Raw genomic sequence first — 20,249 nt, forward strand, 5'->3', positions numbered from 1 at the left:
CCCGGACCGAACGTGATCCGCGAGCCGACGGCCGAGCGTTCGGCACGTCTCCAGCGGTGCGTTCCCTCGGCTCTCGATTCGACGTAAGCTATGATAAGTGCGGGACGAAGCGAGACCGAGAAACCCCGAGGTCCGACTTCGGCGCTGGGCTGTCTGACTCGGGTTTTTCATGGTTCGGCCTCCGTCTGTATGATAGAGAGAGATCAGGTCGTTCGACGTCTCCCTCTCACTATCAAGTACGTGCGCCGCACCGGACCGTTCCATGACGATCTTTCTTTTTTCTGACCGGCCGGACCGCAACGGCCGCCGCCGACGTCCCTGATCGACCTGACGCACCCAGTCGACGCCGCCGGAATCGGCGGGCGGATTTCGTCGAGGAGAACGGTTGTGAAATCCGGCGACGCCAAAGCCAAGCTCACCGAGCTGATGACCCAGACGACCCTCCTCTACAAGGCGCGCAACGGCACCCCGGAGGAGATGAACCAGGCCAACCAGCTTCTGATGCTCCGCTATTCGGGCGCCGTCCACCGCTATCTCTTAAAGGTCGTGGGCGATCCTGAGGTCGCGCGCGACCTGAACCAGGAATTTTCGCTCAAGTTCCTGGACGGCAAGTTCCGCCAGTTCGACCGCAGCCGCGGCCGGTTCCGCGACTACCTCAAGCGGGCGGTCCACAACCTGATGATGGACCACTTCCGCAAGAAGAAGGGGGTCGCCCACCTCGACACCGACATGGAAGCCGCCATCGTCGGCGACGTCGGGCTGAAGGATTTCGACGAGCAGTTCCTTCTAAGCTGGCGGCAAGACTTGATGGCCCGCGCCTGGCAGGCCCTCAAGGACCACGAGCAGAACACGGGCCAGCCCTACTGGCAGGTCATGAGGTTGAGGCTCGCCAGGCCTCAGCTTCGCTCGCCCGACCTGGCCAAGGAGTTGTCGGAGCGGATCGGCCGCCCCGTGACCGCCGGCAGCCTCCGCCAGATCCTCCACCGCGCCCGGGACAAGTTCACCGAGTTCCTCATCTCCGAGGTCCGCGTGACCCTCGGCGATCCTTCTCGCGATCAAGTCGAGGAGGAACTCGGCGACCTGAAACTCCTGGAGTTCTGCAAGCCCTCCCTGGCTCGCATCAAGTTCGACGATGGAGACGACCGCTGAACGTCAGCGCGAGGAGCCCCCGCCGATCGCCGCCGAAATCGCCGGCGCGAAGACGTCCGCCATTCGCATGAAGCCCAGATCGGTCGGGTGCGAACCGTCGACGGTCCCTTCGCCGTCGTCGCCGAGCTGCGGTTCGCCTTCCAGGTAGTACAGCTCGGGAATTCCTTCGGCCTTGAGCTTTTCATACACGGACTTGAGCGCAGCTCGGCTGGTTTCGTTGCGCTCAAGCTGAGACGGCCGGAAGATCGAATCGGTGTACGTGCGGTCCTCGACGAGGAGGATCGGCGTGTTCGGCCGGGCCTTGCGAATCGTCTTGACCAGCGGAGAGGTCCGCGCCGACACCATGGCCGCCGTCATGTTCGGCAGGCAGTCGATCACGTAGACGGCCGCGTCGATCTCGACGAGGAGATCGGAAATCGACTGGTCCATCGTGCCGTTGCCGCTGAAGCCCAGGTTGATGACGGGTCGCTCAAGCTTCCGGCCGACGATCGCCGGATGGCACATCCCGGGCCGCGAGGCGCAGCCGCCGTGGGTGATCGAGGTCCCGTAGAAGACGATCGGCTTGGCGGACTCGGCCTTGCGCGGGGCGGCCGGACGAACGGATCGATCGGTCGGAACGCCGACCTCGACCGAGGTGACGCCGTTGTAGAGCGGAAGATAGAGCATGTACTCCCGTTCGCCGGCGCTGAGTCCCTTCACCAGGGCCTTCGTGTTCGTCTGCTCGGTCGGCTGGCCGACGGCGACCCATCGCCACTTGCCCTGAGGATCCCGGGCGTACAGATCCAGTCCGCTGACCCCCGTCGCGGGCATGTGCGGCATGGCCAGGCGATCCTTCTTGTTGACCGTCCAGCGAGCGTGGATCTCCGGGGAATCGGTCACGAACCGGACGGCGATCCCCGCCGAGTCCCTCGAAAGGCTCCAGACCGGAGGCCGAGCGACTCCATCGGCCTTCGCGGGAAGGCGGTCGAACGGGGCCTTGAGATCGGCCTCCTTCCAGCCCTGGCCTTCCAGCGTCAGCGTCCGGACGTCGCTCCAGGTGAGCGCAGTCTGGGTCGCGGGCGCCTGGGCGCGAACGGCGACCGGCAGGGACAGGGTTACGATCACGAGACCAATGGGGATGCGGAGTGGGGGCTTCATCAGGATTGTCGCCAGGATGGGGGGGGAAGGAGCGGACCGGCGCCCGCGAGATGGGGCGATCGTATCGCCGCCGGGGGGCCGGTTCCAGGTTCCTACGCCGGCATTGACGACTTCCGGGGTTCCCGCTACATTCCCGCCGCACGTCGCGTCCGCTGGGCGACGACGGGTGGACGAGACCTCTTGAGAAGACATCGGCGCTTGTAAACGCCCCCGTTCGACGGCCACGGTCGAGGCCCGTGCTCGGGCGATCCCACGGATGGTGAACGCATTCCGGCACAGGTCTACTTCAGACGGGCGAGGGTGAATCATGGACGACTTCCCCGCCGGTCCGGCGAGCGCGGAGCCGGGGAGGCCGTCGCTCTCGGTTGTCGTTCCCGTCCACAACGGGGGCGTCGACTTCGAGCGCTGCCTCCGCCGGCTTCGTGAATCCACCTGGACCGACTTCGAGCTGCTCGTCGTCGACGACGGCTCGACCGATCAATCAGGACCCCTGGCGAAAAGCCACGGGGCTTTCGTGTTGCGCCTCGACCGCCCCATGGGCCCGGCCGCCGCGCGGAACCTCGGCGCCGAACGGGCGACCGGCGATTTGATCTTCTTCCTGGACGCCGACGTCGCCGTCCACCCGGAGACCATCGCCCGAGGCATGTCCCGCTTCCTGGCGGACGACGATCTCACCGCCCTCTTCGGATCGTACGACGACCGCCCGAGCGCGCACGGAATCGTCAGCCGTTTCCGAAACCTGCTCCATCACTACGTCCATCAGCGCGGCGATTTCGTCGACGACGTCCGCCCCGCTCATACGTTCTGGACGGGATGCGGCCTGATCCGCCGTCGCGAGTTCCTCGAATTCGGCGGCTTCGACCCCCGGCTCTACGCCCGCCCCTCGATCGAGGACATCGAGCTGGGCTACCGGCTCACCCGCGCTGGAAGGCGAATCCTCCTGGCCCGCGACGTCCTGGCGACGCACTTGAAGCGCTGGACGCTGTTCGACATGGTCCGCACCGACATCTTCCGCCGGGGCGTCCCCTGGATGCTTCTGATCAAGCGGAGCGGGACGGTTGAGACCGATCTGAACGTCCAGACCGGCCAGAAGCTGTCGGTCGCGGCGACCGGCGGGCTCCTGCTGGCGACGGCCGCGTTGCCGCTCTCGCTCTGGACCGGCGCGATCGCTCTGGCCTGCGCCGGGACCGTCGCGACGCTCAACGTGGACCTCTATCGGTTCCTGGCCCAACGCCGGGGCGTCGCTTTCGCGGCAGGGTCGTTCCCGTTGCACCTGGTCTATTTCGTCTGCTGCGGGTTGTCGGTCGTGATCGCGCTGGCTCGTTGGTACCTCGTCGACCGGCGAGGCGCGTCGATCGCCGAAGGCCAGGGTCGGATCGACCGCGGCGGCCCCATTCCCTCTCCCGCCTGGGTTCGGCTGGCACGGAGGCTCCAGCGATGGACGACGCGGTCAAGGTAGCCGTAGTGCAGGGAGATCGCCGCCGAGGGGCCGTGGCGCAAGCGCTCGCGCTGATCGCCGACGACCTCCGCACGGTCGTCGGCGCGTGTGGGGCCGCGGTCGTCGTGCCGACGCTCGACGAGTTGGCCCGCCCCTGGGCGTCGACCGACCGCGACAGCCTCTCGGCGACCGTCGACGCCCTCGCCGCCGCCGGCGCGGCCTCGATCGACGTCGTCGCCTCGTCGACGGCCGCTCGGCCGTCCGCCTCCACATGCTTTGAGAGCCTCGGTTATCGCGGCGAGACGTGGGGCCGTCCAGTGGCCTACCACGATCTCGACGATGGTCCCGACGCCTGGACCGATCGCGAGGTGGTCGTCGCCGGCCGTCCTGAGACGCTCCGGGTCTCAACTCTGGCGATCGAATCGGGCTGCCGCGTGTCGCTGGGCGTGGCGAGGACGCATGGAGTCTTCCGGCTCGGACTGGGCGTCCCCAGCCTTGCGGCGGTGCTTCGCCGCGAGGACCGAAGAGGCTTCGACGGCCAGGCGCTGGCGACCCAGATTCCAGACTGGATGGTCCCCTATTGCTGCAGCCTGGAGACCACCCGAGGCCGGGTGGCTCGCGCCTGGCTGCGTCTCCGATCCATCGACGGCGGGATGCGGCTGACGGGGGCGGAGAGACGTCGCCTGGAGCGGGCCGAACGCGCCACGGAACGGCTCGCGGTCCTGGCGGCGGCCGTCGCGCCCAAGATCAGCATCGTGGACGGTTTCTCGGGGATGCACGGCCAGGCGCCCAGGCTAGGGACCCAGCTCCGGCTTGGGACTGTCGTCGCGGGGACCGACCCGGTCGCCGTCGACGCCGTGGCCGCGGCGATCATGGGATTCGACCCCCTCGACGTGGCCTATCTCCGGCGCGCGCAGGCGGCCGGTCTGGGAGTGGCCGACCTGGCGGCGATCACGATCGTCGGCGAGCCCTGGTCGCAGGTGCGCCGCAAGTGCCGTCGGCACGCCTCCGACCGGCTTCTCAGGTTGGTTTCCGCGACGACCGGAACCGAATCGGCGGACGTCCGCGGCCCGTACTTCCTCCGCCGACGCCGGCGGCGAGCCCGCCGATCCTCGCCGGTTTGACACTTCCCCTCGGAGCGTCCTGATGAGGATCGGTTACGACGGGACCTGCCTGGCCAATCGCCGGGGCTTCGGCCGATTCGCCCGCCGCCTCCTATCAGCGTTCGTCCCCCGCGCGACGGAAGCCGGCCACGAGGTCGTCGTGGTCATCGACGCCCCTTCCGCCGCCTCGGTCGAAATCCCCATCGGGGCTTCGCCGCTCGTCGTCGACGTCCGCAAGGCCCCCAGCGCGGCGGCGTCGGCCGACGGCCGACGGGGCCTGCTCGACATGCTCGCCATGGGCCGGGCCGTCTCGCGGGCGAAGCTCGACCTGATGTATTTCCCGGCCACCTACAGCTTCTATCCCGTCTGGGGCGTCCCGCGCGTCGTCGTCACCATGCACGACACGCTGACGATGGAGCACCCCGAGTTGGTCTTCCCCAACCGTCGGGGGCGGCTGGCCTGGCAGCTCAAGGAGTTCGTGGCCATCCGCTCGGCGGACCGCATCGCGACCGTCTCCGAAACCTCGAAACGATTCCTGATGAATCGGCTGCCGCTGCCCGAGGACCGCTTCCGCGTCGTTTCCGAGGCCGCCGACCCGATCTTCCGGCCGATCGACGACCCGTCGACGACAGCCGCCGCGCTCGAGCGATACGGCATTCCGAGGCAGGGCCGATTCCTGCTCTACGTCGGCGGCCTGAGCCCGCACAAGAACCTCGTCCGACTCGTCGAGGCGTTCGCGGTCGCCGCTCCTGACGACGTGTCGCTGGTCCTGACGGGCGACTTCAAGGACGTCTTCCACACCCACGTGCCTGAGATCCGCCGGGCGATCGCGGCGGCGGGCGTCGAGCGACGTGTGATCCTCACCGGCTACGTGCCGGACGAAGACCTCGCGGCGCTCTACAGCCGGGCGTACGCCCTGGTCTTCCCCTCGCTCCTGGAAGGCTTCGGGCTCCCCGCCGTGGAGGCGATGGCCTGCGGCGCGCCGGTGGTCGCCAGCCGGGCCGGGTCGCTCCCCGAGGTCGTCGGCGACGCGGGCCTCTTCTTCGCCCCCCTGAGCGTCGCCGACATCAGTCGAGCCCTTCGCACGATCCTCGACGATCCCGCTCTCCGAGACGGCCTCGCAGTCGCCGCACTCCGCCGAGCCTCGACGTTCGACTGGGACCGCTCCGCGGTGGACCTTCTCGCATGCATTGAGGAATTCGTCCCGCGACGTAAGGTTGCAGGAATTCCACACCTCGGGCGAACGACGACGACGAGCCGCCGTTCCGGTTGAGAACTGGGGTTGAACGAAGCCGGCCGAAAGACTCACCTGGATAGAGACGCGACGGCCACGGGGGGAGAAACGCAAACGCACCGCGAACATGAACTACTCTTAAAACAAACCCCCGTGGAGTCACCGCTTTGTTTCTGACACTCCTGTTCTACGCGGGCGTCGTGATCGGCGAGGCGGCCTGCATCGCCTATGCGATCAACGTCCTGCACGGCTATCCCTGGCGGAGCCGATGGACCGAGGAGATCACGCTCGTCGCCCTGGCCGCCATCGGTCTAGGCTCGCTTGAACTGGCCCGGCGCTACTGGTTCGTCCCCGTCTCCTCCTGGCCGACTTCGGTGGCGGCCCTCGCGGGGGGCTTCTGCCTCATCGGTTTCGTCGGCGTCCCGGCCGCCCAGCTCTCCCGGTCGCTTCGGTCGAGGTTCGTCGGCGTGATCCCCAGCGAGCGCCGAGAGGAGCTTCAGGATCTGCCCAGAGAGGAGTTCATCGGCGACGGCCATCACGCCTGGCTGCTCCGGCTCCCCGGCAATCGATCGCTCGACCTGGAGGCCCACGACTTCTCGGTGGCGTTCCCGCAGCTTCCCGACGAGATGAACGGGCTCTCGGTCCTCCACCTGACCGACCTCCATTTCTCACGCGCGTACGACCGCCGCTACTTCCAGGCCGTGTGCGAAGCCGCGGCCGACATGCCGTCGGATATCGTGCTCGTCACGGGGGACATGGTCGACGACCCGGCGTGCATCGAGTGGATCGCGCCGCTGCTGAAGGACCTTCCCGGTCCGCTGGGGAAGTTCGCCATCCTGGGAAACCACGACCACTTCCACGACTCGGAATTAATCGCCGCTGCGCTGACCGAGGCCGGTTTCCGGGTGCTCGACGGCGAAACGACGCTCGTGGACGTCGAGGGCCGTCGCCTGGCCGTGGGCGGAACGTGCGCTCCCTGGGGCCCACCGATCCCCGACGACGCCGTCCCCTCGGCCGACTTCTCCCTGTTGATGAGCCACACGCCCGACCAGGTCTACAAGTCGGCGAAGCAGGGGTGGGATTTCATCCTCACCGGCCACAACCACGGCGGCCAGATCCGATTTCCGCTGATCGGCCCCTTGCTGATGCCCAGCGTCTACAGCCGGCGGTTCGACCGCGGCTTCTTCCGCATCCGACCCTCGTTGATGTACGTCAGCCAGGGGATCGGCGCCAAGCATCCCATCCGCTACGGCTGCGTCCCGGAAATCACCCGGTTCACCCTGGTCCGGTCTGAGGCGACTGCTCGCCGCGACCTGGCCGCCTCCAGCGGCGCGACGAAGGCGTCTTCATGCTCTCCGACGTGACAACGCGCCGACCTTGACGGCCGTCAGAACTGTTCGGCCCCGATGACCGGGCGTCGATAACGCCCATTCGTCATGTAGCCTGGCGTACGGCGTGGGTTGGGTCTACATTAAGGCAATTCTCCGTCGGACAGCCCCATAGGTAACCGACCCGTGAAGATGCCCCGTGTGCGGTTCACACTGCGGTCGATGATGGCCGCAGTGGCAGCCATAGCGGGCCTACTCGCCCTGCCGACCTGGCTGCAGCAATTCGTTGCTGTGGTCTCACTGCCATGTCTCGCCATCTTCTCGGCATGCCGCCTCGTAGCGAAACGCCGCCGACGGCTCGCTGCGGTCTGCTTCTGGACACTCGCGATCCTGGCCAATGTCCTCTTCGCGGTCATCTCGGTTTATCCCGGGATGATCTCCGTGCTCCTCCTGCTCGCCTGGTGCGTGATCTTCCTGCCCACGCTCGCCGGTTTTGGGGTCGCGTGGGCCGTGGCGGCGACCCCGGAGGCAGCGGCCCAGCAGTCGCCACGACGAGGCGCCTGGGCGTGGGTCGTCGCCCTCTCGGTGATGCCGGGCATCACCGCCTGGACCGCCTGGCCCTTTCACCTGGCGTTCCTGTCAGCCAGGGCCAGCCTCGAGCAGCTCGCAGACCAGGTCGAGGCTGGTCAGGCCATCTCGTTCCCACAGAGTCTAGGGCCGTTCGAAATCGTGGCCTCGAGAATCGACGCCAGGACAGGAGGCATCGCCCTTTTGACCGACCCGAACCCGAGCGGCCCCAGTGGTTTCGTCCGCCACAAGGGCCTACTCATCGACGCCTACCGCTTCAACTGCTATGCCCCCATCCGAGGCGATTGGTGGCACGTCGGGCTCGGCGACGGCTGGTGCTACCATGAGGAGGACTGAACCCGTCCTGTAGCTGGAACAGCCGAGATGATGAGATGATGCGGTAGGTACAACTCAGGATCAAGAAATACGGCACGATCGAGCCCTCGACCCCATTCAATCGTGTCGTCGCAGCAGCGACGCCCACGCCCCCGGACTGACGCGGGAGTAGAACCGGCCGTCGGCCTGGACGACTTCGAGGGGGCAGCGGTAGACGGCCGAGAGCAGGTCCGACCGCAGCACGTCCTCGGGCTTCCCCTGGACGGCGACGCGCCCCTCGTCGAGGACGAGGACGTGCGAGACGGCCGGCGGCAGCTCTTCCAGGTGGTGAGTGATCAGGACGACGGTCGGCGCGTCGTCCTCGTCGTGGAGCGACTGGATCGTCGCCAGCACCTGCTCGCGGGCCAGCAGGTCGAGGCCCGACGTCGGCTCGTCGAGGAGCAAGAGCCGGGGTTTCCGCACCATCGCGCGGGCCATCAGGCAGCGAATGTGCTCTCCGCTGCTGAGGTTCTGGTAGGGGGTTTTCATCGACCCCGAAAGACCGACGGTCTCCAGCAACCGCTTCGCCTCGCGACGGACCTCGTCCGACGTCTCCTGATAGAGCCCGACCGTACCGAAGGCCCCGGTGACCGCGACGTCGAAGGCCGTCATCTCAGGATCGGGCTCGGCGAGTCCCGTCGGCTGGACCAGGCGGAGGTCTTCGCGAAGCTCGTGGAGGTTCACCTCGCCGAAGGTCTCGCCTAGCACGGAGACCTCGCCGTCGGTCGGCCAGAGGTAGCCGGAGATGACCCGAGTGAGCGTGCTCTTGCCACTGCCGTTGGGCCCCAGCACGGCCACGCACGCGCCGGCGGGAACCTCCCAGTCGACGTCCTTCAGAATCCAACGGCCCGTGCGATAGACGCCGACGTTTTGGGCCCGAATGGCGAGGGCAGGGGAGGGTTGGTCATCGTGGGCGGGGCGTGTCATGGCGGGACTCGATCGAGCGGGATGAGGACATCAGGAGACTCATCGCTCGCCTGCACCAGAACGAACGCCCAGGGTGCCATGGCCACGCTTGCGTGGCCATGTGATTGGCGACGGTCGTGCGACAGTCCGACAGCGGTTCATGGCCACGCAAGCGTGGCCACGGTACCCGAGTTCGACCGACGACTTCTGGTGGGCTCTCTTGGCGTGGAGCGAGGAGTCTCAAAACGAACCCGCGCGCCGGAGGCCGGCGCGCGGGTGGTTGGTGGATTATAGACGATCGAGCGAACGTCGAGGTTCGGCCGACTTCAGAAGGTCGGGATGTCGACGCGGCTGCCGCCGTTCATGGCCGACTCGTGGGCGCAGAGGCCGACCATCGTCCAGTTGGCGGAGGTCTCAGCGTCCGGGAGGGCGGCGCGGTTGCCCTTCACGGCCTCGAGGAACGCGTGCACGAGATGCGGGTGGGATCCGCCGTGCCCGCCTCCCTGGAGGAACGAAAGGTGGTCGGCGTCCTGGATGGCGGCCGGCTGGGTGAATTTCTGGATCCCTTCCGGAAGCCGAGAGGCGTAATCCGGCACCGTGACCCGCTTGGCGATCTCCGGCTCGGTGAGCGGGGCCTGCGGGGTGCTCTTGGTGTGGATGACGGGGTCCTCGCCCTCGACCTGCTGCCACTCGAACGACTTCTTGCTGCCGGTGGCGTCGAAGCTCTCGCGATACTGGCGGGCCGTGTCAAAGAGGCTGCGGGTGACCTCGGCGACGACGTCACTGTCCTTGATCTTGAACGTGGCCGTCTCGATGGCGAACGGGCTGTTGTACTTGGCGATCAGGTCGTCGCTGATCCGGCCGGAGCCGTGGCAGACGACGCTCTCCGCGTGTTTGCCCAGGAGCGCCAGGCAGGGGCTGACGCAGTGGGTGGCGTACCACATCGGCGGCAGGCCGGGCCAGTACTCGGGCCAGCCGTCCATGTCCTGCTGGTGGCTGCCGCGGAGGAACTGGAGCCGGCCGAGTTCGCCCTTGCGGTAGAGGTCCTCGACGAAGAGATACTCGCGGCTGTAGACGACGGTCTCCATCATCATGTAGACCTTGCCGCTGGACCGCTGAGCGTCGACGACCTTCTTGCAGTCCTCGATGCTCGTGGCCATGGGCACGGTGCAGGCGACGTGCTTGCCGGCGTTGAGGGCCTCGATCGACATCCAGGCGTGGTCGGGGATCGGCGAGTTGATGTGAACGACGTCGACGTCCGGGTCCTTGAGCAGCTCGCGATAATCCTGGTAGCGGGCCTTGATGCCGTAACGCTCGCCGACTTCGTCGAGCCCCTTCTTGTCGCGACGGCAGACGGCGTACATCTCCGCGCCGGGGTAGTTTTGATAGATCGGGATGAACTCGGCGCCAAAGCCGAGGCCGATAATCGCCACGCGGATGGGCTTTTCGCTCGCCATCGTCTGAACGTCCCCTGGTTGTCGTCGCGTTCGACCCTGTCGAGAATGGACTCCGAACGGAGTAACGTGCAGGATAGTGGGGCCGGAAGTTGAAGGCAAGCGTACCGCGAGGTTTGATCGACATGGCCGAGTTCTCTGAGTCCCGTCCCGTCCGCGTGGCCTTCATCGGCGTCGGCGCCGTGACCGCCTACCACCACCTGCCGGGCCTCCGGCTCGACCCCCGCGCCAAGCTGGTCGCCATTTGCGACGCCGACCCCGCGCTCCTGGAGCGTCGGAAGTCCGAGTGGGGCGTCGAGCACGCCACGACCGACGCCATCGCCCTCTGCGCGGACGACCGGATCGACGCCGTCGTGATCGCCACCCCCAACGACACTCACCGGCCGATCGCCGTCGCCGCCGCCGAGGCCGGCAAGCACGTCATGGCCGAGAAGCCGCTGGGCCTGAACGCCCGCGAGGTCGGCGACATGTACGAGGCCGCCCGCGACGCCTCGGTCGTTCACATGACGGCCTTTACTTACCGCTTCGCCCCGGCCATGCGGTACATCCGGAGCCTGGTCAAGTCGGGCTCGCTCGGCGAGCCCCGGCACTTCCGGTCGCAGCGGTTCCTGGACTGGCCCGAGACCAGTTGGGGATGGCGGCAGTACAAGGAGCGAGCCGGCGCGGGCGACCTCTTCGACATGACCATCCACCGGATCGACTTCGCCATCGACCTGATCGGCCCGATCGCCAGCGTCTGCGGAGCCGTCGCCCAGTTCGCCCCGCGCGACCGGACGGTCGACGGCAAGAGCTGCCCGCCGTCGACCGTCGACGACTGGTCGTCGATCATCGGCGAGTTCTCTTGCGGAGCGACCGGCGTCTGGGAAGGGACGACGCTGGCGAAGGGCTACCACCGCGACGGCTTCGGCCACGAATGGGCCGAGATCAACGGCTCCGAAGGCTCGGTCGTCTACCGACTGCACGAGCCCAACGTCGTCCTCCTGGGCAAGACCGGCCAGGACCTGGCGCCCGTCGAGGTTCCAGCTGAGTTCCTCAAGCCCGCCGGCAGCCCGCGCGACCCCTCCGAGGGAGCGCCCGCGACCGTCTTCCGGTATGATCTGATGTGGGAGTTCATCTCGGCGATCGTCGAGAACCGCCCCGCCGTACCGAGCTTCCACGATGGTCTCAACGCCCAGATCGTCGCCGACGCCGTCCTCGACTCCCACCGCCGCCGGACCTGGGTGGAGACGCCGATCGCGCCGGCGTGAGCATCGACCGATCGGCTGGAGGATCAAGCATCATGACTCCGACGACGCTGGAGCAAGCCCCGGCGAATCCCGCCGCCGACGGCGAACACTCCCCCGAGACGATGTTAGTCGTTCCCGAGGGGGTTCGGTTGATCATCGGCCTGGAGGACTTCGAGCGCCTTTGCCAGGTCCCGGAGAACCGGGACCTGAGGTTGGAACGCGAGTCGGACGGAGGCTTGATCGTCATGGCGCCCGCGGGGATGGAGGGAAGTTGGCGGAATGGGAATCTCTTCGGCCAGCTCTGGAACTGGAACCGGGAGAACGGCCTCGGTCGGATGTTTGAATCGTCCGGCGGCATGACGTTCCCGAACACCGCCGTCCGCGCGCCCGACGTCTCCTGGATCGCCAGCCCCCGCTGGGAAGCGCTCTCCGAGGACGACCGCCGTCGGTTCACCCACGTCGTCCCCGACTTCGTCGCCGAGTTGCACTCCCCGAGCGACTCCCTGACGAAGGCTCGCGCCAAGATGGCCGAATATATTGCCCAGGGCGTTCGGTTGGGATGGTTGATCGATCCGTCCTCACAAACCGTCGAGATCTACCGCCCCGGCCGCGAGCCCGAGACGCTGACGAAGCCCGCCACGCTCTCCGGTGAGGACGTCATGCCAGGCCTGGTCCTGGATTTGAAGGGGATTCTGTTCGATTGACCGCGGCGCGGCCTGAGTCCTCGAGGAGAACCAGGCCCTTCTGTCTTCTTCGACACCCAGGCTCTCCCGTTGAAGTACGCCCCCATCCGTCGCCAGATACTGATCCCGATCGTCGCCATCCAGACGGCGACGATCGCGGCGACGACGGCGGCCGGGGTGTGGCTGACGGCGGCTCGAGGGGAGCGACGGGACGTGGAGCGGCTCTCGGCGGTGATCGAGGTGCTCGACGGCACCACGTTCCCGCCGACCTCCCGCGTGCTGGAGCAGATGCACGGGCTGTCGGGGGCTCACTTCATCCTCGGCGATGCGACGGGACGGGTGCTCGCATCGAGCGACGAAGCCCTGGGCCGCGCCACGCCCTCCGGGGCGAACGTCCCCGACTTCCGCCGTCCCGACTTCCGCTCCTGGCGACAGTGGCCGACGCTCGCGATCGCCGGCCAGCGATACTTCGCGGCGAGGATTCGAGCCCCGCTCGCGGGGAGCGCCGGCGGGGCCTCGCTGCTGGTGCTCTATCCCGAATCGAGCTGGCGGTCGGCCCTGTGGGACGTGGCCGCCGCGCCGATCGCCCTCGGCCTGGCGGCCGTCGCGCTGACCGCCCAGGCGACCCGGTGGTTCGCCGAGCGGATCGCCCGCCGCGTCCACCGGCTGCGGGGACAGGTCGCGCGGATCGCCGACGGCGACTTCACCGAGATCGACCCTGAAGCCGGCGCCGATGAGATCGCCGACCTGATCGAATCGGTCAACCAGATGAGCCGCCAGCTTCGCGAGATGCGCCGGACGATCGCCCAGGCCGAGCGCACGCAACTGCTGGCCCAACTGGCGGCGGGCTTCGCGCATCAGTTGCGGAATACGCTCACCGGCGCGCGGCTGGGCGTGCAACTCCACGGCAAGCGTTGCGGGGCGACCGGTCGCGATACCAGCCTGGGCGTGGCGGTTCGTCAGCTTGAGTTGGCCGAGGAGCAGGTGCAGGGGCTCCTGACGGTGGGCCGTCTGGAGCAAAGGCCCAACCGCCCCTGCGACCTCGCCGCCCTCGTGCGGGACGTCGCCGGACTGTTGGAGCCGACGAGCCGCCACGCGCGCGTCGACCTCGAAGTCGAGACGCCGGCCGATCCGATCGTCGCCAGCGTCGACGAGCCGAGCGTCCGCGCCGCGGTGCTCAACCTCGGTTGGAACGCCCTGGAAGCGGCCGGCCCCGGTGGTCGGGTTTGCTTCCGATTGATTGCCGACGCGGATTCGATCATGATCGAAGTCGGCGACGACGGCCCGGGACCGCCCGAGGAACTCGCATCGGCGATCTTCGACCCGTTCGTGACGGGCAAGCCGGAAGGCGTCGGCCTTGGCCTGGCGCTCGCGCGGCGGGTCGCGGAGTCTCACCGGGGCGAGTTGGCCTGGCGCCGGGAAGAGGGCTGGACCCGATTCCGCCTGACGACCCCCCGCCCGAACGACGAGCCGACGGAGGCGAGGAACGCCGATGAGCCGCGTCCTGATCGTTGACGACGAGGCCAGCATCTGCTGGGCCTTCGGCGAGTACCTGGGTGATCTCGGCCACGACGTCGCCGTCGCATCCTCAGCCGAGGAAGGGCTCGACGCCGCCCGAGCCAATCCTTTCGACGCCGTGGTTCTGGACGTCCGCCTCCCCGGCATGGACGGCCTCTCCGCGATGGGCGCCTTCCGCGAACGCCTGGGCGCCGCGCCCATCATCGTCGTCACCGCCTTCGGCAGCCTGGACACGGCCGTCAAGGCGATGGAGGCCGGGGCGTTCGATTACCTGGTAAAACCCTTCGACCTCGACGAGGCCGGCGCGGTCGTCCAGCGGGCCCTGGAAACCGGCGTCCCCGATCTCGACGCCCCGCCGAGAGAACCGGCCGTCGGCCACGGCGTCCGACTGATCGGCTCGTCGCCGCCGATGCAGGCGTTGTTCAAGCAGATCGCGCTGGTGGCCGCAACCGACGTCCCGGTCCTCATCACCGGCGAGAGCGGGACGGGCAAGGAGTTGGTGGCCCGCGCCATTCACCAGAACAGCCCCCGACGCCCCAAGACCTTCCTCCCCGTCTGCCTCGCGGCGCTCAGCCCGGGGCTCGTCGAAGGCGAGCTGTTCGGCCACACGCGCGGCTCGTTCACGGGTGCAAGCCAGGACCGCAAAGGTCTGCTGGAACTGGCCGCCGGCGGCACGGTGCTGCTCGACGAGATCGGCGACGTCCCCCTGGGAATGCAGGTGAAGCTGCTCCGGGCGATCGAGCACCGCGAGGTGACCCCCGTCGGCGACGCCCGCCCCCGGCCGATCGACGTCCGGTTCCTGGCCGCGACGAATCGGCCGCTCTCCCGCCTCATGGCCGAGGGTGAGTTCCGCGAGGACCTGTTCTTCCGGCTCAGCGTCTTCCCCATCCACATCCCGCCGCTTCGCGAACGCCTGGAAGACGTCCCGGAGTTGGCCCGGTTCTTCCTCGGCCAGGTCGACCCGCGCCAGGGCGTCGATCCGACGCTCCGCGACGACACGCTGGCCGAACTCCGCCGACGGACCTGGGCGGGCAACGTCCGCGAGCTGCGCAACGCCATCGAGCGGGCCGCCATCGTCGCCCGAGGCGGGCCCATCCTCCCCGAACACCTTCCCCCCGCCGTCGACGCCCGCGCGCTCGACCCGAGCCCCGGAGGCGACGGCCTGGACGCGTCCATCGCCCGCTGGACCGAGGCCGCCCTCAAGGCGCTCCCCGACTCAGATTCCGACGAGGGCGAGACGCTGTACGACCGGTTCCTCGCCCAGGTCGAGCCGCCGATGCTGCGGGCGGTGCTTCGGCGCCAATCGGGCAACAAGGCCCTCGCCGCCCAGCGGATCGGCATCCACCGATCGACGCTCCGCCAGAAGCTGCGCAAGTACGGCCTCGAATGACGCCCGACGCCTCGCGGAGCACGCGATGAACGAGACCGTTCACGCCGCCGAACCCGCGAGCTGGGGTCCACGGCGATTACGAACGTACGTGGGACTGGCGATCGGGCTCGCTCCCCTCGTCCTGGGGGTCATCGTCGGTTCGTACTACATTTACGACCACACGCCGAGGTGGGGCTACTGGGCGGCAGGAATGATCGCCTGCTGGCTCGTCGACGCTTGCTACTTCCTGGCGGTCGCCGCCGCTTGCGTCGGCCTGCCGATGGCCGTCCGTGTGTTGCGACGTCGCCCAACCGGTCGTTCGCGATGGTTCCGCATCGCCGCCCTGAGCGGCGTGGTCCTGCTCGGGGCTCTCGTGATGGAGATCGCCTCTCGGGTGATCCTCGCCGTGCAGGCGTACGAATCCGTGATGCCCGCCGGCGACCTGAACGCCCTGGCGGTCGAGCGAAAGGTCTCGCGGAGCCTTCCGGACGACCGCGGAGTGGTCAAACTTCCCACGGAATTCCCCCCCGACGACGGCCGAACAAGCATTGCCGTCGTCGGCGAATCCAGCGCCGAGGGGGTCCCCTTCGACCGTTGGTTGTCGATGGGCCGGGTCGTGGCCAGCGAATTGAGCCGGGCGATTCCCGGCCGACGGTTCGAGGCCGAGACCGTCGCCCAGGCGGGGGATACGCTCGAGGCCCAGCATCGAAAGCTCCGAGATCTCCGGTTCCACCCCGACGTCTTGATCGTCTACTGCGGCCATAACGAGTTCGCCGCGCGAATCCCCCTGCGGCGGGACAGAGCCTACTACATCGACGACGGCGCGCCTTCGGTCGCCAGCCGGGCGATGGCGAAAGCCCTCTCCTGGTCGTCGTTCCACGTTCTGATGCAGAGGAATATCGAAAAGTGCCGGATCGCAATCCCGCCGCCGGCCTTCGGGCGTCGCGCTCTGGTCGACGCTCCTGCGTTTCTGCCGAGCGAGCGGGCGCAGCTCCTGGCCGACTTCCGCCGCCGACTCGACGCGATCGCCGACTACGCCGCCGAAGTGGGTTCGATCCTGGTCCTGATCTCCCCCTCGGCGAATGATTCCGACTACGATCCCAATCGTTCCTATCTCCCTCCCGAGTCGCCCCGCGCCGAAAGACGAGCCTTTGAGACCGCTTACCTGGCCGTGAAAGAGCGAGAGGCGACCAATCCCTCGGCGGCGATCGAGGCCTACCGCGAGCTTCTGGCGCGAGCGCCCGGATTCGCCGCGGCTCACTGGCGACTCGCCCGGCTTCTGGCGGCCCAGGGGGACGTTGAGGGAGCCTACCACCACGCCGTCGTCGCCCGAGACCTGGACGGCTACCCCCAGCGCTGTCCGACCGACTTCCAGGAGGTCTACGGCGAGGTCGCCCGCCGCCATCCCGGGAGCATTTACATCAACGGCCAGGCTTACTTTCATGCACTCAGCCCCAACGGCCTGCTCGACGACCGCCTCTTCCACGACGCGATGCACCCCTCGTTTCGCGGCCAGATGGCGCTGGCGCAGGCCGTGCTGCGGGGCCTTTATGAGCGTCGGGCCTTCGGCTGGGCGGCCGACGCACCCGCGCCGGTCGTCGACCCCGAGGAGATCGCCCGGCGCTTCGGCGTCGACGCTGATGCGTGGCGCGAGGTCTGCTGGTGGGGGATGATGTCGTACCAGATCACCGGCCCCGCCGCGTTCGATCGGGGAGTGCGGAACGCCAAGGAGCAGGCCTTCCAACGCGCCGCCGTTCGGATGGGAGCGGGCGTCCTCCCTGAGCAAGCCGGTCTGGCCAGCATCGGCCGATTGGAGCCGATCCCGATCGTCCCCTACGGCGACCCCGACGCATCGGCTCGCTCCAACCTAGATCGGCACGACGGCCGTGCCGCTGAGACGGTCGTGGGGGCCTCGCGCGAGGAACAAAAGCCCCAGGGCGAAATAAACACCCAGCAATAAGACGCCTCCGAACCAAAGGGCCCAGGCTGGGGCGATGGCGTCGGGCGCATAGTCCTGGAGCCATTGCGAGCCGATGAACAAAACCGTCGGCAGCGCCCAGACCAGGAAGGAACGCAGCCCGCAACGCCAACGAGCGGCGAGCCGGCCGTCGATCCCCACAAGGGTCAGCCCGGCGAGGGGAAAGCTGACGCCTCCGCGCATCAGGGCACCCCAGACGACCCAGGCGAAGGGGATCGCCAGGAAGACTTCCGGCTCCCAGGGCATGTCGTAGGCGTCCATCTCCGGACAGCTCAGGCCGGCGAGGACGAGCAGAGCCGGCGAAATCAGGAAGGCGTGAATGAGCAGTTGGAGGCCGCGCCGCGCCGTCCCGACCTCGGTCGGTCGCTCGGCGGCGGCGGCGAGATCCGACCGCAGGTCGGTCAGTCGAGGGTAAGGCTGAAGACGTCCAGTGAGACGGTCGAGCATGACCCCGGCGCGTTCGGGGACGGTCCCCCGACTCCAGCCCCTGGTCGGCAACTCGGGAATCCCCCAGCCGGCCAGCGAGAGCCGCCGATGGGTCCGCCCTCCTTCGAGAGCGAGTTGAGCGACGTCGCGCAGGAAGGCGAAGGCCCGGGTCTCCTCATCGCCGGGGTCGGGCTCGGAGCGATCCCAGGCCAACGGATCGGCGAGTTGCACGCGGCCGTCAGGCTGGACCCAGACGTGGTCGAGCGAGAGCCGGGCGGGGAAGGTGCCGTCTCCGCGGGCCGCTTCCAGTTCTTCGGCCAGGTCCGTCAGGATCGGCAGGACGTCGCGCCAGGGGAGCCCACCGTCCTCGACGACCTCTCGGAGCGGACGGCCGGTGGGAGCGATGAAGGCGTCCCAGCGTGCCTGAGGCTGCTCGCCCCCCCCAACCCATCGCGGCCGAGTCAGCCGGTTGAGCCCGCGCCGGGGGGCCTCGGGAGCGGGAGTCCCAGGATCGCGGAGGACAAGCCAAACCTGCCGATCCAGCGAACCGTCTCGGCCCGAGACGACCTCGCAGCCGTCGGCCGTCGCGACCGGCCCCTCCACGCGGTAAGGCCCGAGCTGACTGTCGCTCGGATCGACGTGCGAGGCGACGGCCTCTGGCCGACGCCCTGTCGCCGGGCCGCGACGCCGGCGATCGGCCAGCCTCCGGAGGCCCCTCGCCCGAACCACGCAGACCACCCGCGTCCCGCTCAGAAGCTCGTGCAGGCCCCGAAGGCCGGACCCCGGCCGCATCGGCGCGAAGACGAGCAGGCAGCCGACGGCGTTCAATCCGAGCACCAGGGCCGTGCGGAGGTTGTCCGATGCGCGCGGATCGGGAGGCCGGAACGCATCGAAGACTTCGGTCCCCAGTCCCGTCAGCAGCACGAAGGCCAGGGTCCGCGCCAGGACGCGACCGACCCCCGGCGGCTCGCTGTCGGCCGCCCGAGCGATCCGAAGCCCGAGGAACCATTTCCCGATCGACGCCGCCAGGAAGCTCTCCAGCACGACGAAGTAGGCCACCCACGCCAGGGCGTCGACCATCTCGATGACGCGTCCGTGCCTCTCGCCGAATGCATACGTCTGCATAACCCCGCCGCGGTTGTACAGGAATACGGCCGCGACCCCCGCCCACACGCCCACGTAGTAGAGGATCGCATCGATCGCATAGGCCCCGATCCGGAGCCCGATCGAGCCGATGTCCACTCGCTCCGGGACGAACGGCAGGAGCGCCTCGTGGAATTCGCGGAGGTCCCGCCAGCGGCGGGAGCGGTCGCGTTCGAGCCCCTTGTGGATGACCGCTTCAAGCGATCTGGAGATCTTCGGCGCGTAGTCATGCAGTGGCGGCGCCGGCTCGGAGGCGATCCTCGCCAGGGCCTCGGCCGCGTCCTGAGCCTGAACGGGCGCACGGCCGGAGAGCAGGTAGTAGAGCGTGGCGGCCACCGAGTAGACGTCGGTCCGCTCGTCCAGCGGCTCACGCTTGATCTGCTCGGGCGAGGCGTACAGGGGAGTCCCCAGGAACGCGCCGGTGCGTGTGAGATCGGCTCCGCCGTCGAGCGCCTTCGACAGACCGAAGTCGCCGATCTTGACCCGGTGGTCGTGGTCCAGAAAGCAGTTCGACGGCTTGACGTCGCGGTGGATCATCCCCAGCTTGTGGAATTCGGCCAGGCCCTCGATCACGTCGAGGATCCGTCCGATCGCCTCCGCCGGCGCGAGCGGCCCGTTCTCCTCAACGTGCGACTGGAGCGTGGTCCCCGGCATCAGCTCCATCACGAGGTACGGCAGGCCGGCCTCCTCGTCGACGGCCAGGACGAAGACGCAACGGGGGTGCGTCACCGCGCTGGCGGTCCGGCCCTCCTGGCGGAACCGCTCCAGGGCCTCGTGCGAGCCCAGGTTGCGAGGAGCGATCAGCTTGAGGGCGACGTGCAGCCCCTGCCTTTCCTCGACGGCCTCAAAGACGGTCCCCATGCCGCCGGAACCCAGCCGACGGACGAGCCGATAGCCGGCGACCTGTTCGGGGAAGGGCTCCTCGGCCTGTCGGGGGCGGGACGAGATGTAGTCGGTCGTCTCGTCGGCCGACCCGAAGGGAGTCGTCCGCGACGGGTCTGATTCGGTCACGGCCGACGGGTCGAGCGGCGAGCCGCAATAGCCGCAGAAGCGCGGGGCCTCGCCCGAGAAAATCAGCACGCGCCGGCAGTTTGAGCAGGCGGCCCGCCCCTCGGCCTGTCCCGGCTGCTCCAGCGTCGGATCGCGCTCCGGCATGCTCGGCTTTCGTCGGGGGGCGTGGGACCTGGATCGGCGTCTCGAAACGCCCGCGCGGAT

Annotated in this window: 15 protein-coding genes; 11 read left to right on the plus strand and 4 right to left on the minus strand. The window is 68.4% G+C overall.

The window, feature by feature from the left end:
* Positions 1-387 precede the first annotated feature (387 nt).
* Positions 388-1,149: an RNA polymerase sigma factor gene (locus G5C50_RS26110; RefSeq protein WP_165073918.1), complete on the plus strand. Its 762-nt coding sequence runs from the start codon at positions 388-390 to the stop codon at positions 1,147-1,149.
* A gap of 3 nt (positions 1,150-1,152) precedes the next feature.
* Here G5C50_RS26110 and G5C50_RS26115 read toward each other — a convergent pair whose 3' ends face one another.
* Complete coding sequence (locus G5C50_RS26115) at positions 1,153-2,286, minus strand: SGNH/GDSL hydrolase family protein (protein WP_165073919.1); 1,134 nt, start codon at positions 2,284-2,286, stop codon at positions 1,153-1,155.
* Between the two features lie 307 nt (positions 2,287-2,593).
* On the opposite strand from G5C50_RS26115, the gene G5C50_RS26120 reads away from it, so the two are divergent.
* The 5 genes from G5C50_RS26120 to G5C50_RS26140 all read left to right on the plus strand — a co-directional run bounded on the left by G5C50_RS26120 (position 2,594) and on the right by G5C50_RS26140 (position 8,313).
* On the plus strand, positions 2,594-3,745 hold the full coding sequence (locus tag G5C50_RS26120; RefSeq protein WP_165073920.1) for a glycosyltransferase family 2 protein: 1,152 nt from the start codon (positions 2,594-2,596) through the stop codon (positions 3,743-3,745).
* The gene (locus G5C50_RS26125) at positions 3,724-4,848 is read left to right on the plus strand and encodes a DUF362 domain-containing protein (RefSeq protein ID WP_165073921.1); all 1,125 of its coding nucleotides are present in this window, start codon (positions 3,724-3,726) and stop codon (positions 4,846-4,848) included. The genes G5C50_RS26120 and G5C50_RS26125 overlap by 22 nt, the downstream gene beginning before the upstream one ends.
* A gap of 22 nt (positions 4,849-4,870) precedes the next feature.
* Positions 4,871-6,100, plus strand: coding sequence for a glycosyltransferase family 4 protein (locus G5C50_RS26130; RefSeq protein WP_165073922.1), 1,230 nt, complete (start codon positions 4,871-4,873; stop codon positions 6,098-6,100).
* 128 nt (positions 6,101-6,228) lie between these two features.
* Entirely contained in the window at positions 6,229-7,425 is a 1,197-nt protein-coding gene (locus tag G5C50_RS26135) for a metallophosphoesterase (protein WP_165073923.1), read from the plus strand.
* Between the two features lie 150 nt (positions 7,426-7,575).
* Positions 7,576-8,313, plus strand: a complete 738-nt coding sequence (locus G5C50_RS26140) for a hypothetical protein (protein ID WP_165073924.1) — start codon at positions 7,576-7,578, stop codon at positions 8,311-8,313.
* A gap of 96 nt (positions 8,314-8,409) precedes the next feature.
* Here G5C50_RS26140 and G5C50_RS26145 read toward each other — a convergent pair whose 3' ends face one another.
* Together G5C50_RS26145 and G5C50_RS26150 are read right to left on the minus strand one after the other, a co-directional pair.
* The gene (locus G5C50_RS26145; RefSeq protein ID WP_165073925.1) at positions 8,410-9,258 is read right to left on the minus strand and encodes an ABC transporter ATP-binding protein; all 849 of its coding nucleotides are present in this window, start codon (positions 9,256-9,258) and stop codon (positions 8,410-8,412) included.
* A 305-nt stretch (positions 9,259-9,563) separates the two neighbouring features.
* Positions 9,564-10,694, minus strand: a complete 1,131-nt coding sequence (locus G5C50_RS26150) for a Gfo/Idh/MocA family protein (protein WP_165073926.1) — start codon at positions 10,692-10,694, stop codon at positions 9,564-9,566.
* A 122-nt stretch (positions 10,695-10,816) separates the two neighbouring features.
* On the opposite strand from G5C50_RS26150, the gene G5C50_RS26155 reads away from it, so the two are divergent.
* The 5 genes from G5C50_RS26155 (at position 10,817) to G5C50_RS26175 (ending at position 17,447) form a co-directional block, all read left to right on the plus strand.
* On the plus strand, positions 10,817-11,938 hold the full coding sequence (locus G5C50_RS26155; RefSeq protein ID WP_165073927.1) for a Gfo/Idh/MocA family protein: 1,122 nt from the start codon (positions 10,817-10,819) through the stop codon (positions 11,936-11,938).
* A gap of 32 nt (positions 11,939-11,970) precedes the next feature.
* The gene (locus G5C50_RS26160) at positions 11,971-12,621 is read left to right on the plus strand and encodes a Uma2 family endonuclease (RefSeq protein WP_206107864.1); all 651 of its coding nucleotides are present in this window, start codon (positions 11,971-11,973) and stop codon (positions 12,619-12,621) included.
* A gap of 69 nt (positions 12,622-12,690) precedes the next feature.
* A complete protein-coding gene (locus tag G5C50_RS26165) occupies positions 12,691-14,115 on the plus strand; it encodes a sensor histidine kinase (RefSeq protein WP_165073928.1) in 1,425 nt (474 codons plus the stop codon).
* Positions 14,093-15,508 (plus strand): sigma-54-dependent transcriptional regulator, encoded by a 1,416-nt coding sequence (locus G5C50_RS26170; RefSeq protein WP_165073929.1) that lies wholly within the window; start codon positions 14,093-14,095, stop codon positions 15,506-15,508. Before G5C50_RS26165 ends, G5C50_RS26170 begins: the two co-directional genes overlap by 23 nt.
* A 25-nt stretch (positions 15,509-15,533) precedes the next feature.
* A complete protein-coding gene (locus G5C50_RS26175) occupies positions 15,534-17,447 on the plus strand; it encodes a tetratricopeptide repeat protein (protein WP_165073930.1) in 1,914 nt (637 codons plus the stop codon).
* On the opposite strand, the gene G5C50_RS26180 is transcribed toward G5C50_RS26175, so the two are convergent.
* Positions 17,355-20,189, minus strand: coding sequence for a protein kinase domain-containing protein (locus G5C50_RS26180; protein ID WP_165073931.1), 2,835 nt, complete (start codon positions 20,187-20,189; stop codon positions 17,355-17,357). The genes G5C50_RS26175 and G5C50_RS26180 overlap by 93 nt on opposite strands.
* Between the last annotated feature and the right edge of the window lie 60 nt (positions 20,190-20,249).

This window comes from Paludisphaera rhizosphaerae, from assembly GCF_011065895.1.
Classification (GTDB): Bacteria; Planctomycetota; Planctomycetia; order Isosphaerales; family Isosphaeraceae; genus Paludisphaera; species Paludisphaera rhizosphaerae.

What these genes read in the sequence shown, in the direction of transcription:
- G5C50_RS26120 (WP_165073920.1), top strand. Translation starts at nt 2,594, where the DNA reads ATGGACGACTTCCCCGCCGGTCCGGCGAGCGCGGAGCCGGGGAGGCCG.
- G5C50_RS26130 (WP_165073922.1), top strand. Translation starts at nt 4,871, where the DNA reads ATGAGGATCGGTTACGACGGGACCTGCCTGGCCAATCGCCGGGGCTTC.
- G5C50_RS26155 (WP_165073927.1), top strand. Translation starts at nt 10,817, where the DNA reads ATGGCCGAGTTCTCTGAGTCCCGTCCCGTCCGCGTGGCCTTCATCGGC.
- G5C50_RS26150 (WP_165073926.1), bottom strand. Translation starts at nt 10,694, where the DNA reads ATGGCGAGCGAAAAGCCCATCCGCGTGGCGATTATCGGCCTCGGCTTT.
- G5C50_RS26170 (WP_165073929.1), top strand. Translation starts at nt 14,093, where the DNA reads ATGAGCCGCGTCCTGATCGTTGACGACGAGGCCAGCATCTGCTGGGCC.
- G5C50_RS26180 (WP_165073931.1), bottom strand. Translation starts at nt 20,189, where the DNA reads ATGCCGGAGCGCGATCCGACGCTGGAGCAGCCGGGACAGGCCGAGGGG.
- G5C50_RS26175 (WP_165073930.1), top strand. Translation starts at nt 15,534, where the DNA reads ATGAACGAGACCGTTCACGCCGCCGAACCCGCGAGCTGGGGTCCACGG.
- G5C50_RS26125 (WP_165073921.1), top strand. Translation starts at nt 3,724, where the DNA reads ATGGACGACGCGGTCAAGGTAGCCGTAGTGCAGGGAGATCGCCGCCGA.
- G5C50_RS26115 (WP_165073919.1), bottom strand. Translation starts at nt 2,286, where the DNA reads ATGAAGCCCCCACTCCGCATCCCCATTGGTCTCGTGATCGTAACCCTG.
- G5C50_RS26145 (WP_165073925.1), bottom strand. Translation starts at nt 9,258, where the DNA reads ATGACACGCCCCGCCCACGATGACCAACCCTCCCCTGCCCTCGCCATT.
- G5C50_RS26160 (WP_206107864.1), top strand. Translation starts at nt 11,971, where the DNA reads ATGACTCCGACGACGCTGGAGCAAGCCCCGGCGAATCCCGCCGCCGAC.